The sequence below is a fragment of the Aquabacterium sp. genome (assembly GCF_050725395.1).
Lineage (GTDB): Bacteria > Pseudomonadota > Gammaproteobacteria > Burkholderiales > Burkholderiaceae_C > Aquabacterium.
Genome location: NZ_JBOHHL010000010.1, coordinates 1 through 13,776, shown reverse-complemented (window position 1 = coordinate 13,776; position 13,776 = coordinate 1). Strand labels below are relative to the sequence as shown.

Below are 13,776 nucleotides of genomic sequence, written 5' to 3'. Positions count from 1 at the left end.
ATCAGCGCTGCTTGCGCGCCGCCATCCAGTGTTCGAGGTAATGGATGTCGGTGCCGCCTTCGACGAACTTGGCGTCGACCATCAGCTCGCGGTGCAGCGGGATGTTGGTCTGGATGCCTTCGATCACGGTCTCGGACAGGGCCGTGCGCATGCGGGCCAGGGCTTGCTCGCGTGTGTCGCCGTGCACGATGATCTTGCCGATCATCGAGTCGTAATTGGGCGGCACGAAGTAGCCGGCGTAGATGTGCGAATCGACGCGCACGCCAGGTCCGCCGGGGGGGTGCCAGGTGGTGATGCGGCCGGGCGAGGGCACGAACTTCACCGGGTCTTCGGCGTTGATGCGGCACTCGATGGCGTGGCCGCGCTGCGTGATCTGCTTCTGCGTCCAGGGCAGTTTCTCGCCAGCGGCCACACGGATCTGCATTTGCACGATGTCGATGCCGCTGACCCATTCGGTGACGGGGTGCTCGACCTGCACGCGCGTGTTCATCTCGATGAAGTAGAACTCGCCGTTCTCGTACAGGAACTCGAAGGTGCCCGCGCCGCGGTAGCCGATCTTCTTGCAGGCGGCGGCGCAGCGGTCGCCGATGCGCTCGATGTTGCGGCGGGGGATGCCAGGTGCCGGCGCTTCTTCAATGATCTTCTGGTGGCGGCGTTGCATCGAGCAATCGCGTTCACCCAGCCAGACCGCGTTCTTGAACTGGTCGGCCATGATCTGGATTTCGATGTGGCGCGGGTGCTCCAGGAACTTTTCCATGTAGACCGCCGGGTTGCCGAAGGCGGCCCCCGCTTCGGCCTTGGTGGTCTGCACCGCGTGGATCAGCGCGGCTTCGGTGTGGACCACGCGCATGCCGCGACCACCGCCACCGCCTGACGCCTTGATGATGACGGGGTAGCCGATGGCCCGCGCGATGCGGATGATTTCCTTGTTGTCGTCGGGCAGTGCGCCTTCGGAGCCGGGCACGCACGGCACGCCCGACTTGATCATCGCCTGCTTGGCCGAGACCTTGTCGCCCATCACGCGGATCGACTCAGGCGTCGGGCCGATGAAGACGAAGCCGCTTTGCTCGACGCGCTCGGCAAAATCGGCGTTCTCCGACAGGAAGCCGTAGCCGGGGTGGATGGCTTCGGCGTCGGTCACTTCGGCCGCCGAGATGATCGAGGGCATGTGCAGGTAGCTTTGCGCCGAGGCGGCAGGCCCGATGCACACGGCCTCGTCGGCCAGCTTGACGTACTTGGCTTCGCGGTCGGCCTCGGAATAGACCACGACCGACTTGATGCCCATCTCGCGGCAGGCGCGCTGGATGCGCAGGGCGATCTCGCCCCGGTTGGCGATCAGTATTTTCTTGAACATGGGAGGCGCCTTATTCGATGACGAACAAGGGTTGGCCGTATTCCACCGGCTGGCCGTTCTCGACCAGGATCTTGGTGACCGTGCCGGCCATGTCGGTCTCGATCTCGTTCATGATCTTCATCGCTTCGATGATGCAGATGGGTTCACCTTCCTTGACCTGGTCGCCGACTTCGGCAAAGGCCTTGGCGCCCGGGCTGGACGAACGGTAGAAGGTGCCGACCATGGGTGACTTCACCACGTGGCCGGTTTCTTCGGGCACTTCAGCCGCGACTGGTGCCGCTGCGGCGGCAGGCGCTGAGGCAGCGGCCATGGGTTGCTGCTGCGCCTGCATGGGCTGCATCATCACCACGGGGGCGGCGCCGGCTTTCACGATGCGAACCTTGCCATCGGCCTCGGTGATCTCCAGTTCGGAAACGTTCGATTCCGAGACGAGGTCGATGAGGGTTTTCAGTTTGCGCAAGTCCATGATCTGGGATCTCCAGGAAGTCGGTCGAGCAAAGGCTCAGGGAATGGGGAGGGGCGAGGCCGGTGGGGCTCAGCCGCGAGGTGGGGCGCCGAGGCGTTCCAGGGCCGCATCGACGGCCAACTGGTAGCCCAGCACGCCCAATCCGACGATCACGCCTTCGGCGATGTCGGAAAAATAGGAGTGTTGGCGGAAGGGTTCGCGCCGGTGCACGTTCGACAGGTGCACTTCGATGAACGGCAGGCCGACGCCAGCGAAGGCATCGCGCAAGGCCACGCTGGTGTGGGTGTAGGCGCCGGGGTTGATGACGATGAAGCGCGTGCCATCGGTGCGCGCAGCATGCACGCGGTCGATCAGCGCACCTTCGTGGTTGCTTTGAAAGGCCGACAGCACGGCACCGCGGGCGGCGGCGTGCTGGGTCAAGCCCGTGTTGATCTGCTCCAGGGTGGTGGTGCCATAGACCTGGGGCTCGCGGGTGCCCAGCAGGTTCAGATTGGGACCATGGAGAACAAGAATCTGCATGCGTCGTTGACTTAGGGGGTGAGCCTTCAGTCAAGAAAATGAAAGTAAACGTATTTTACGCGCAATTGGCCTCAAAACCCTGGATCCCCCTTGGTTGGGGCGGGTTGAGTCCGCCAAAGCGTCAAGCGGAGAGGTTTTGGGCCCAGCCAGCCAGTTCGTCAAAATGGGTCGGGCCCATCTTGCGCTGGCGGATGCCACCCTGGGCGTCGATCACCACCGTGAAGGGGAGGCCGCCGGCGGTGTTGCCCAGTTCTTCAGCCAGTTCCGTGCCCCCGAAACCCGCCAGGCCGATCTGGAATCCGACTGGTTTCTTGGTCAGGAAGCCCTTGACCGGGGTTGGGCTGTCGATGGCCAGGCCCAGCACGTTCCAGCCTTGTCCGCTGAATTCGCGGTGGAAGCGGTCCAGTTCAGGCATTTCCTTGACGCAGGGCGGGCACCAGGTGGCCCAGAAGTTGAGCAGCAAAGGACGGCCCTGCAGGCTGGACAGTGCCAGGGCCGGGCCGGCGAGGGTGTCGAACTGCTTGGTCCAGAAAGCGGAGGGCAAGGGTTCGCCGACCGATTTGGCGCTGTTGGAAGGGGCGCCGGCCTGGTGTTTCAGGGCCCACCAGCCGCCACCGGCCGCGGCGGCCAGGCCGACGCTGGCCAAAAGGGCACGGCGGGTGTTTTGTCGGGAATCAGCGGTCATGGTGTCGGTGTGGTGTCCAAAAGGGCCCGCAGGGCGCTCAGGTCGCCCCGCTCGGTCTTGCCTTTGCCGTCGCTTTTGAGGGCGCCGCGCAGGTCGTCGTAGTCCAGGATGGTCAGGTGCAGACCGATGGGTTCGTTCAATTCGGGGCAGTCCACGGTCAGGCTCAGGCAATCGACCATGTCGCCCCGGGGGCCGGGGACGCTGCCGACATCGTAGTCCATGCCCTTGTTGAGCAAGGCGATCTCGGCGGACTTGGAATCATCGCAGTAGAGCTGCAGGTGGACATCGTTCAGCCGGGTGGCCGTGCCGCGCCAGATGGCGCCACTCAGGTGGGGGCGGAACTCCTGCAGGCGTTCCATCCACAAGGCTGCCAGGCGCCGCAGGGCCGCCAGCTCTTGCGGTTGGGTGTCGGCGCAGAACACGGCCAGGTAGTCGAAGACGGCCGCTTCCATGAGGTCGTTGTCGGGCAGGTCGCCCTTGCCACTCAGGCCCAGTTGCTTGGCGGCGCGGCGCTTGGCGGGGCCGTATTCCAGGCCCTCTTCCACCACCAGGCGGGCGGCGGTGGCCGCGATCTCGTCGGCGCGGGTGCAGGGCTGGTCATGGAAGGGCGCGTTCATCCGCGCATTCTAAAGACCGGGCAGCGCCTCAGGTGGCTTGCGCCAGCGCCGCCACACGCACTGTCAGGCTGTTGAGGGCCGCGTTTCCGCTCAAACGGTCGGTCAACTGGTCGTCGGTGAGATCATTCAGGCTGACGCCGGCGTGCCGCGAGGCCACGCCCAGCTTGACGCCCTGGCGGCCATGCCCCCATCCGTGCGGCAGGCTGACCACGCCAGGCCGGATGTCGGGCGTGATGAACACGGGGGCGGCGACCTGGCCCACCCGCGAGATGATCTGCACGGTCTGGCCATCGACCAGGCCGCGCCGGGCGGCGTCCTCGGTGTGCATCCAGAGCACACATCGGGCTTTGCCCGACACCAGGCGTTCGCTGTTGTGCATCCAGGAGTTGTTGCTGCGCACGTCGCGTCGGCCGATCAAGGTCAGGCTGTCGGCGTCGGGCGCGGCGCCGGGCAGGGTGGCGGCCAGCATCGGCAGTTCGCCCGCGATGGCGGCGGGCAGCAGCGGGATCGCGCGGCCCTTCTTGCTCAGGCCTTGCACCAGCCCGGGCCGCAAGGGCCCCAGGTCGATGCCCTGCGGCGCGGCGCGCAATTGCTTCATGCGCAAAGGGTAGGCGCCTTTGCGCAGGCCCAGGGCCAGCAGCTGGTCGGGCCGAAGGCGGCTCATGGCCGAGCGTGTCAGCATGCCCTTCAGGCGCTGCGTGGTGCCGCCACGCTCCAGCGCCCAAGCGTGCTGTGCATAGCGCTTGGCCAGGCCGGCGTAGATTTCCCAGTCGTGCAGGGCACCTTCGGGTTTGGGCAGGATGGCCGGGCTGTAGCGGGCCACGTTGCGCACCGCGAAGTGCATGAAAACCAGGTCGTAGTGGTCGTGTTCGACGAAACAAGTGGGCGGCAGGATGACGTGCGCATGGCGCGTGGTCTCGTTGATGTAGAAATCGACCGAGACCATGAAGTCGAGTTGGGCCAGGGCCTGGTCCAACTGCTGGCCGTTGGGCGTGGACAGCACCGGGTTGCCACACGAGGTGACCATGGCGCGGATCTGGCCGCGGCCGGGCGTGAGGATCTCTTCGGCCAGCACCGACACGGGCAGCTCGCCGCCGAACTCGGGCGCCTTGCGCACGCGGCTGTGCCAGACGCCCACGTGGCCGGGGCCGATCAGGCCGGTCTTGACGAGGTCGATCGCCGGGTGCGTGACCAGGGCGCCGCCTTCCCGGTCCAGGTTGCCCGTCAAGATGTTGATGACCTGGATGGCCCATTGGCACACCACGCCATTGACCTGGGTGGACACACCCATGCGGCCATAGCAGACGCCCGATTCGGCCTGCGCCAGTTCGCGCGTCAGGCGGCGGGTGGTGGCCGAGTCGATGCCCGATTGGGCGGCGGTGGCTTCGGGGCTGAAAGGCGCCACGGCGGCCTTCAAGGCCTCCAGGTCTTTGAGCAGGGGCAGCAGGTGGCCAGGCTTGGCCAGCGACTCGTTCAGCAGCACGTGGACCATGGACAGCAGGAAGGCCGCGTCGCCACTGGGCTTGATGGCCAGGTGCTCGTCGGCGATGGCGGCGGTCTCGGTGCGACGCGGGTCGACCACCACCAGCTTGCCGCCGCGCGCCTGCAGGGCCTTGAGGCGCTTGCGCACATCGGGCACGGTCATGATGCTGCCGTTCGACGCCAGCGGGTTGCCGCCCAGCATCAGCATGTACTGCGTGCGGTCGATGTCGGGGATGGGCAGCAGGAACTGGTGGCCGTACAGCCAGTACGAGGTCAGGTGGTGGGGCAACTGGTCGACCGAGGTGGCCGAGAAGCGGTTGCGCGTCTTGAGCTGCCCCATGAACAGGGGGCCGTGCGTGATGTTGCCCCAGTTGTGCACCGTGGGGTTGCCCTGGTAGACGCCCACGGCGTTGGCGCCATGTTGCTGGCGCACTTGCACCAGTTCGCGAGCGACCAGGTCAAAGGCTTCGTCCCAGGAGATCTCGACCCAGCGGGCATCCGTGCCCTGGCCCACGCGTTTGACGGGGCGGCGCAGGCGGTCGGGGTCTTCGTGCACGTCTTTCAGGGCCACGGCCTTGGGGCAGACGTGGCCGCGTGAGAACGGGTCGGCATCGTTGCCCTTGATGGACACGATGTGCTCGCCCTGCACCTGGAAGCTCAGGCCGCAGATGGCCTCGCAGAGGTTGCAGACCCCCTGGCGGGTTTCAAGGGGAGCGTCTGCAGAGGTCGAAAGGGGTTTTTGCATCATGCCGACCGCGGGAAGCCAAGGTGGGCACGATGCTATCCCTTTTCAGCGAGCCCGGCTGACTCAGTCGCCGGCCCGAGTCACGGCCTTCGCGGCCAGCGACAGGGCCCGCGCTTCGCCCACGGTTTGCGAGAGGCGGTGCAAGAGCCAAGGGCCTGGCGCCGCGTGGGCTGCCGGCAACTCCAGGAGGATGTCCGGGCTGGCATCGGATGTCGGCGATGGCGCATCGCCAGCGGCGGTTTCTTGTTCCTGCAAGGTCAGCAGTGCTTCGAGCCGCTGGCCGGTGGCCAGCAAGGCCGGCTGGATTTGAGCCTGGTCAAGCTCGCCCTGGCGCGTGGTCAGCAAGCCCTTGATGCCGGCAAGGTGGCTGATGAGCCGGTGGCTGCGGATCAGCACGGTGTCCAGCTCGAGGTCGCGGGGTCGCACCCGCCGGGGTTCTTTCTTCACGCGTTCCAGGGCTTGGGCCAGCAGCCACAGCACGTCGTAGACCTCGCGCCGCGCGTGGCTGCGCCGGGTGGATTGCGGGTGGTTCTGGTGCCAGCGCAGCACATGGTGGGCATAGTGCGCCTGGGCCTTCAGCAGGCGGCGAACCAGGTCCGGCAGGCGGTTCTTCTCCCACGAAGGCAGCACATAGCTGAAGCCCCAGGCCAGCCCCGCGCCAATCAAGGTGTCGGCCAGGCGTTCCCCCGCGACGAACAGCGCCGGGTGATGGCTGGGGGTGAACAGGTGGGCCTGCAACAGCGCCAGCAAGGCACCGGAGGCCGCCGTGATGCGGTAGTCGCGTTGCACATAGCCATGCGCCAAGCTGAGCGACAAAGCCAGCACGGCGAACAGCCACGCGGCCCCGGGGTTCAGCCACAAGAGCGCCGAGGCCAGCGCGCAGCCCACCAGCGTGCCGAGGATGCGGGCATCGCGCCGGGCCAGGGTCTGCTCCAGGTTGCCGCGCATGACCACGGCCACCGTCATCAGCAACCAGTGTGGGTGGCTGGTCCAGGGCAGCCAGTGGGCCAGGGCGTCGGCGCAGCCCATGGCGAGGGTGGCGCGCAGGGCATGCCGCAGCACGGGCGATTGCCAGTTCAACTGCGCCCTCAGGGGCGCCAGTGTCCAGTCGGTGGGCGACACCAGCGTGACCAGCACCGCCGGGTCCACGGGCGGGGGTTGGCTGTTCTTGGCCAGGCTGGCCGAGATGTCCTGGCCGAGTTGCAGCATGTACCGGGCGCGCCGTCCCAATGAGATGAGGCGGGCGTCGTGGTCAGGCCAGGGCGCGGCCGGCCAGGGCGGTGCTTCGGGCAAGCGGGTGTGGTTGCGCAGGGCCAGGGCGAGGTCGTCCAGGTGGTTGGCCTGGTCGACCAAGGTCTGGGCAAGGGCCTGAAGGCTGCGTTGCGCGTGGATGTTGGCGGGCAGGCTGTCCAGGTCCAGCTGGCAGGCCAGCACCACGTCGCGCAGGTTGACGATGTGGAACAGCGCCGAGGTGAGGCGCAGCGTTCGGCTGCCTTGCGGGGCTTTGGCGGCCTGGCTGTAAAGCAGGTCGCGGGCGCTTTGGAACACGTCGGCGATGGCGGCCTGCTGGCGCACCAGGGGCAGCAGCGACGCGTCTGGCGCGGCACTCGGCCCGATTTGCTGTCCGACGCTGGTGGTCCAGGCGGCCTGGGTGCGCATCAGTTGGGCCAGGGCTTTCAGGCTGTCGACCAGGGCCAGGGTGCGGTAGCGGCCGGCCAGCACCATGGCGCTCAAGTGGGACCACAGGGCCAGGCTGAGCGCCCCCACCGTCACCCAGGCCAGGTGTTGCCAGGTGGCTTGGGCATCCATCGGGTGGCTGGCGTAGGCCGCCATCTGGAAGACGAGCGAGAGCACCATCGCGAAGGTTTGCGGACCGCCGCGTTTGCCCCAGGCGTTCCACATCACGCCGGTGAAGCTGACCAGCAGCACGCAGGCCGTCAAGGCCCAGAGCTGCGCGTGGGTGAGGGCGACCAGGGCGGCCACCAGCACGCTGCCGATCACGGCTGGCACCATTTGCGCCGTTTTGGCGCGCGGGGTAGAGACGGTGTCGGCCACGCTGGCCGCGGCCGCGCCCGACGAGGCCGCCACTGCAGCCGGCATGCCGCCAAGGCTGGCCACCACGGCCGTGATCACCGCCAGGCCCACCCCCACGCTCGCGCCATTGAGCAGCGGCGCCGGCAAGCGCCAGGGGAAGGGGATGGCGCGTGCGGGGATCACGCCGTGTCGTGCGTCAGATTTCGCGACGCAGGGCCGGGAACAGGATGATGTCGCGGATGTTGGCCGCGTCGGTCAGCAGCATGATCAGGCGGTCGATGCCGATGCCGCAACCGCCGGTGGGCGGCAGGCCGTGTTCCAGCGCGCGAATGTAGTCGGCGTCGAAGTACATGGCTTCTTCGTCGCCGGCGTCCTTGGCGCTGGCCTGCGCGGCGAAGCGGGCGGCCTGCTCTTCGGGGTCGTTCAGCTCGCTGAAGCCGTTGCCGAACTCGCGGCCAGTGATGAACAGCTCGAAGCGTTCGGTGATGGCCGGGTTGGTGTCCGAGGCGCGCGCCAGGGGCGACACCTCCACGGGGTAGTCGATGATGAAGGTGGGCTGCCAGAGCTTTTCTTCGACGAAGGCTTCGAACATGGCGAACTGCAGTTCGGCCAGGCTGCGGTGGGCCGGGGCTTCTTCGCCGTGGGCCTTGAGCTTGGCGCGCAGCACCTGTTCGTCATCGGCCTCTTGCGCGGTCAAACCGGCGTGGGCCACCAGCGAATCGCGCACGCTCAGGCGGGCGAAGGGCGATTCCAGGTCCACCGGTTGGCCGCCGTAGCTCAGCTGCGTGGTCCCGGCGGCGGCGCGCGCGGCGTGGCGCAGCACCTGCTCGGTGAAGTCCATCAAGTCGCGGTGATCCCAATAGGCCGCGTAGAACTCCATCATCGTGAACTCGGGGTTGTGCCGCACGGACACGCCTTCGTTGCGGAAGTTGCGATTGATTTCGAACACGCGCTCGAAGCCGCCCACCACCAGGCGCTTCAGGTACAGCTCGGGCGCGATGCGCAGGAACATCTCTTGATCGAGCGCGTTGTGGTGCGTGGTGAAAGGCTTGGCGTTGGCACCGCCAGGGATGGGGTGCAGCATGGGCGTCTCGACCTCCAGGAAGCCCTGGTCGACCATGAACTGGCGGATGGCCGAGATGGCGTTGCTGCGGGCCTTGAAGCGGGCGCGCGACGATTCGTCCATGATCAGGTCGACGTAGCGCTGGCGGTACTTCATCTCCTGGTCGGTCATGCCGTGGAACTTGTCCGGCAGGGGGCGCAGCGATTTGGTCAGCAAACGAATGCTGCTGGCCTTGACCGACAGCTCGCCGGTCTTGGTCTTGAACAGCGTGCCTTCCACGCCCAGGATGTCGCCCAGGTCCCAGTGCTTGAAAGCGTTCAGCAACTCGGCGCCGACGGCGTCGAGCGTGATGTAGGCCTGCATGCGGCCACTGCCATCCTGCAAAGTGCCGAAACAGGCCTTGCCCATGACGCGCTTGAGCATCAGGCGGCCGGCCAGCTTGACGGCGATGCCTTGCGCTTCCAGTTCGGGGCCTTCGGTGGCGCCGTGCGCGGCATGCAGGGGCGCGGCGTGGTGCGTGGGCTTGTAGTCGTTGGGGAAGGCGATGCCCTGGGCCCGGATGGCGGCGAGTTTTTCGCGGCGTTCGGCCACCAGCTTGTTGGTGTCCACGGGGGCCTCGGCGGCTTGGGCGTGGGCGACATCAGGGGTGGTGGGGGCGTTGGGCGTGGTCATAGGGTCTGGGCTTGGGTGAATGGGCGATTGTATGAAACCCTGGCCGCCCGGTGGGCTGGGCGACAATGCCCGCCATGTCGATTCAAGTTTTGCGGGCTTTGAAGAACGCCTGGGCCAGCGTGCCTCGGGCCGCCCTGGGCAACCTGTTGGCCAAGTTGTTGATCGTGGGCCTGGGCCTGGGCATCACCGTGCTGGTGGCGCGCCAGGGGCCGCGTGTGCAAGGCGCTTTTGCCCTGTTCGTGGCGGTCGAATCGGCCATGCTGACCTTGTTTTCGGGGCTGGGCCTGTGGCTGGCCCGGCAGATGTCGCGTCAACTGGCTGGCCAGGCGGTGCACGCGCGGCCCATGTTGCGCAGCGTGCTGCGGGCGGCGCTGGCGCTGGGGCTGGTGGCCTCGGCGGTGCTCCTGGCCGTGTCCTGGTGGGCCGACAAGATGCCTTATGCCCAACTGTGGCTGCTGGCCCTGGCCGCGCCCTTCTTGCTGCTGGTGCCCACGGCCACCGGCCTGTGGCTGGGCCAGGGCCGCATGTGGCCGCTGAACGCCGCGCAGGTGGCCGCGCCGGCCTCGGTGCTGAGCGGCCTGGCGGTGGCCTGGTGGTTCAGCCAGGGTGAAGGCCGCCACACCTCGACCGTGCTGGTGGTGCTGATGGCCTGGGTCAGTGGCAAGTCGCTGGTGGCGGTGCTGACGGCGATCTACGCCTTGCACGATGCCGACCGGCGCGACGAGGGCATCGTCGTCAACCAGGCGCCGACCGTGTGGTGGCAAGACTGGCGCTTCGTGGCCACCATCGGCGTCACCAATGTCGTCAGTTTGTTGAACTACCGGGCCTCGCTGTTCCTGGTCGAGCGCTTCCAAGGCCTGGGTGCGGTGGGCACCTATTCCGTGGCGGTGACGGTGGCCGAGTTGCTGTGGCTGCTGTCGCAGTCCGTCACGGTGTCGGCTTATGCGCGCATTGGCCACCCCGACGTGCGCATCGCCTCCAGCATGACGGTGCAGGCGATCCGCATCAATGTGTTGGCCACCGTGCTGGCCGCGCCCATCTTGTTGGGGTTGGCCTGGTGGGCTTTGCCGCTGGTGATGGGGCCGGCCTATGCCGAATCGGTGATGCCGCTGGCGGCGCTGCTGCCCGGGGTGGCGGCTTATGCGGCGGCGTCCAGCCTGTCGGCGTTCTACACCAACCACCTGGGGCGTCCGCATTTGTCGGGCGGCATCGCTGGGCTGTCGCTGCTGGTGAGTTTCGGGCTGGGGTGGGTGCTGGTGCCGGAGATGGGGGCGCTGGGCGCGGGCGTGGCGTCCAGCACGGGGTACATCGTGGCGATTGTGGTGGCGTATGGGGTGTTTCTGCGGCAGGCGGGGTTGCCGGTCAGGGCGCTTTGGACGACGGCGTTGACGCGGATGTGAGCATCCAGTGGTGAGTTAACTTGGCTGCCACGGAAGCATTGTTTTCTTTTTGGTCGTGCGATGCTGCGTCTGCCTTGGTTGCACATCGTAAGTCGACTGATTCGCTGAATTTGGTCTGACTGCAAGCGGCTCTTGTTGACCGGTGGTCAAGAAAGTACGTCAAGCTTTGCTCGGGACTGTGAGTTGCGCCCTGGTTGCTAAAGCTGGAAAGCACTCTTTAGTGATGTATGTCGATTCCCAAAGTTTGTTAGGTTGATGGAAGATTCTTTGGTGTCGTGGTTAATCTATATTTTTGTTGCGAGAGTAACTAAATTTCTGTTTTACGGTGGGGTTTGATCATAACGCCATTACCCCTCTTTTGGGGGTAGCTTTGCAAGCTGGTTTGGTGTCTCATTCGATGATGAGTAAGAAATTGCTTTGCTTGTTGATCTTGGATGTAAAATTAATATGAATAATTTATTATTTATTGCGACGTTGTTGTTAATTGCTAGCTCATTTTTAATTTTCGTGGGCTATATTTTTTCAAATAATGAATTCTCTCAACGTAATGAGTGGATGGTTTATCACGCTGGAAGAATAGATTGGCGCAAGGTTGACGCTAGTAAATTTATGTTTTTTGTTTTGGTGCGCACATGGTTTGCTAGTTTCGCGTTATTTATAATAGCTTACATGGGAGTTAAATATGTCTGATTTCATCATAAAGCAGGTTGCTACCACTGTTGGAAATTACGTGGGAGGAGCCGTTGGCTCAGCAGTTGCAGGTGCTGCTGTAGGTGTAGTAATGGCAGAGGCGGAGGCGATCAATTTATATAACAATTTGGCTGACGGAACCGCGACATCCGCAGATGTTATTGCGGTCACTGCTGCAATAGAAGGGGCTATTTTCGGTGCAGGTGTCACTCTTGTAGAGGCAGGTTTGTTAGCAGGGGGGATAGGTGCAAGTATTCCATTGACTGCAGTTGCTATCGCTGCTGCTGGGGCGTGGGTTTTTTATAACCGAAATGATGTGGCTATTCAGGATGCTTTCGATACCTTTATTGATGGCGTCAAAAATGGAGACCAACCTTGGACATTTATTCCAAAAATAATAGATGATTACCAAAAAAGCGCATATCATAGAAACGTCTCTCCAGGCGCAAATAATAATTACCGCGACGCCACAACCTACCGCCCCCGCGACCCATTGGCCATCGACCTGACCGGAAACGGCATCGAAACCGTCGGCATCAACCCGGCCTCACCCATTTTGTTCGACCACAACGGCGATGGCATCAAAACCGGCACGGGCTGGCTCCAAGCCACCGATGCCTGGTTGGTGCGCGACCTGAACGGCAACGGCACCATCGACAGTGGCTTGGAACTGTTCGGTGTGGACACCAACATCACGGTGGGCGGCGTCACCCGCAAGGCCACGTCGGGCTTTGAAGCCCTCAGTGCGCTCAACACCAATGGCGACACCGTGTTCGACGCGAGCGACACTGCATTCAGCCAAGTGCGTGTGTGGCAGGATTTGAACCAGGACGGCATCAGCCAAGCGGGCGAATTGAGCACCCTGGCCGCCAAGAACATCGCCAGCATCAGCCTGACGCCAACGACCACGTCCACCCCTTTGGGCAGCACAGGCAACAGCGTCACCGGCCAAGCCGTGGTGACGCGCACGGGCGGACTTCAATCCACGGTGATCGACAGCGTCAGCATTGCCGGCGACAGTTCCGCCAATAACCTGAACCTGGTCGACAACCCTTTCTACCGCGAATTCCCCCACGACGTCACTGTGACGGCCACGGCCAAAGGCCTGCCCGAGATGAGGGGCAGCGGCAAAGTGCGGGATCTGCGAGAGGCCATGAGCCTGGACACGCCTCAAGGCGCCGCGCTCGCGACCATCGTGACGCAATTCAAGCAAGCCACGACGCGCGATGCGCAGATGGCCTTGATCGACCAGCTCATCCAGAAATGGGGGGCCACGTCCCTCATGCAGACCAGTGCGTCGGCCACGACCAACGCCTCCAGCATCGCGGCCTTCGCCAGCAGCCAGCCCGATCTCTACAAGAAAATCATCGCCCTTGAGCAGTTCAATGGCGCCATGTCCTTGACCCAGTGGGCCAACGCCACGTCGGTCAACATCGCCGCGCCGGTGGTGGCCTTGCTCAACAACGCCTACGGGGCTTTGAAAGAGTCTGTTTACAGCGCGCTGGTCGTGCAAACGCGGCTGCAACCGTATTTTGATGCGGTCAAGCTGGTAGTGGATGACGCGGGGATTCGGTTTGATTTCTCGGCTTTGGACACCAAGCTTGATGCCTACAAAACCACTGATGCTAAGAATGCGTTGATTGATTTGGTGGAGTTGAGCCGGTACGGATTCAACACACTCGGTTCTGTGGGATTTGATGGCTTGGGGAAATTGGGACAATGGGTCAATGCCCTGGCAACCGACTCACCCCTGAGGACCACGCTCACCGAATTGAGAGTATTTGCTGGCACAGATGCAACTGGCTCAGGAGCACAAGACATCTACGTCGGCAATGCAGCGGGTAATTCTTTCAGCGCTGGCGAGGGTGATGACTTGCTTTTTGGCGACAACGGCAACGATACCTTGTACGGTGAGGGCGGCCACGACACCCTGGATGGTGGCGCTGGTGCGGACAATTTGAATGGTGGTCTTGGCAACAACACCTTCGTGTTTGGCAAGGGTGATGGGCAGGACTACATCTACTCGGTCAACGATGCCTCTGTCGGCAA

10 protein-coding genes are annotated in these 13,776 nt (G+C 64.3%); 2 read left to right on the top strand and 8 right to left on the bottom strand.

From position 1 onward, the window contains the following. Nucleotide 1 precedes the first annotated feature (1 nt). The 8 genes from accC to lysS all read right to left on the bottom strand — a co-directional run bounded on the left by accC (nt 2) and on the right by lysS (nt 9,637). The gene (gene accC / locus ACREB4_RS08510; RefSeq protein WP_431587788.1) at nt 2-1,354 is read right to left on the bottom strand and encodes an acetyl-CoA carboxylase biotin carboxylase subunit; all 1,353 of its coding nucleotides are present in this window, start codon (nt 1,352-1,354) and stop codon (nt 2-4) included. A 10-nt stretch (nt 1,355-1,364) separates the two neighbouring features. Next, nucleotides 1,365-1,820, bottom strand: a complete 456-nt coding sequence (gene accB / locus ACREB4_RS08505) for an acetyl-CoA carboxylase biotin carboxyl carrier protein (RefSeq protein ID WP_431587787.1) — start codon at nt 1,818-1,820, stop codon at nt 1,365-1,367. A 69-nt stretch (nt 1,821-1,889) separates the two neighbouring features. Continuing rightward, on the bottom strand, nt 1,890-2,339 hold the full coding sequence (gene aroQ / locus ACREB4_RS08500; RefSeq protein ID WP_431587786.1) for a type II 3-dehydroquinate dehydratase: 450 nt from the start codon (nt 2,337-2,339) through the stop codon (nt 1,890-1,892). A 121-nt stretch (nt 2,340-2,460) separates the two neighbouring features. Beyond that, nucleotides 2,461-3,024 (bottom strand): TlpA family protein disulfide reductase, encoded by a 564-nt coding sequence (locus ACREB4_RS08495; RefSeq protein WP_431587785.1) that lies wholly within the window; start codon nt 3,022-3,024, stop codon nt 2,461-2,463. After that, nucleotides 3,021-3,641 (bottom strand): hypothetical protein, encoded by a 621-nt coding sequence (locus ACREB4_RS08490; RefSeq protein WP_431587784.1) that lies wholly within the window; start codon nt 3,639-3,641, stop codon nt 3,021-3,023. The genes ACREB4_RS08495 and ACREB4_RS08490 overlap by 4 nt, the downstream gene beginning before the upstream one ends. Nucleotides 3,642-3,669: 28 nt before the next feature. Continuing rightward, entirely contained in the window at nt 3,670-5,868 is a 2,199-nt protein-coding gene (locus ACREB4_RS08485) for a molybdopterin-dependent oxidoreductase (RefSeq protein ID WP_431587783.1), read from the bottom strand. A gap of 63 nt (nt 5,869-5,931) precedes the next feature. Continuing rightward, the gene (locus tag ACREB4_RS08480; protein WP_431587782.1) at nt 5,932-8,085 is read right to left on the bottom strand and encodes an FUSC family protein; all 2,154 of its coding nucleotides are present in this window, start codon (nt 8,083-8,085) and stop codon (nt 5,932-5,934) included. A gap of 13 nt (nt 8,086-8,098) precedes the next feature. Beyond that, the gene (lysS, locus tag ACREB4_RS08475) at nt 8,099-9,637 is read right to left on the bottom strand and encodes a lysine--tRNA ligase (protein ID WP_431587781.1); all 1,539 of its coding nucleotides are present in this window, start codon (nt 9,635-9,637) and stop codon (nt 8,099-8,101) included. Nucleotides 9,638-9,711: 74 nt separating this feature from the next. Here lysS and ACREB4_RS08470 point away from each other — a divergent pair, with 74 nt between their 5' ends. Together ACREB4_RS08470 and ACREB4_RS08465 are read left to right on the top strand one after the other, a co-directional pair. After that, nucleotides 9,712-11,037 carry a polysaccharide biosynthesis C-terminal domain-containing protein gene (locus ACREB4_RS08470; protein ID WP_431587780.1) on the top strand — a complete coding sequence of 442 codons (1,326 nt, stop codon included), beginning with the start codon at nt 9,712-9,714 and terminating at the stop codon, nt 11,035-11,037. A gap of 682 nt (nt 11,038-11,719) precedes the next feature. Further along, a partial coding sequence (locus tag ACREB4_RS08465; protein ID WP_431587779.1) for a calcium-binding protein occupies nt 11,720-13,776 on the top strand: 2,057 nt, incomplete at its 3' end.

Excerpts from the sequence above, each read along its gene's own strand:
- accC (WP_431587788.1), bottom strand. The coding sequence starts at position 1,354 with ATGTTCAAGAAAATACTGATCGCCAACCGGGGCGAGATCGCCCTGCGC.
- ACREB4_RS08470 (WP_431587780.1), top strand. The coding sequence starts at position 9,712 with ATGTCGATTCAAGTTTTGCGGGCTTTGAAGAACGCCTGGGCCAGCGTG.
- aroQ (WP_431587786.1), bottom strand. The coding sequence starts at position 2,339 with ATGCAGATTCTTGTTCTCCATGGTCCCAATCTGAACCTGCTGGGCACC.
- ACREB4_RS08485 (WP_431587783.1), bottom strand. The coding sequence starts at position 5,868 with ATGCAAAAACCCCTTTCGACCTCTGCAGACGCTCCCCTTGAAACCCGC.
- ACREB4_RS08490 (WP_431587784.1), bottom strand. The coding sequence starts at position 3,641 with ATGAACGCGCCCTTCCATGACCAGCCCTGCACCCGCGCCGACGAGATC.
- lysS (WP_431587781.1), bottom strand. The coding sequence starts at position 9,637 with ATGACCACGCCCAACGCCCCCACCACCCCTGATGTCGCCCACGCCCAA.
- ACREB4_RS08495 (WP_431587785.1), bottom strand. The coding sequence starts at position 3,024 with ATGACCGCTGATTCCCGACAAAACACCCGCCGTGCCCTTTTGGCCAGC.
- accB (WP_431587787.1), bottom strand. The coding sequence starts at position 1,820 with ATGGACTTGCGCAAACTGAAAACCCTCATCGACCTCGTCTCGGAATCG.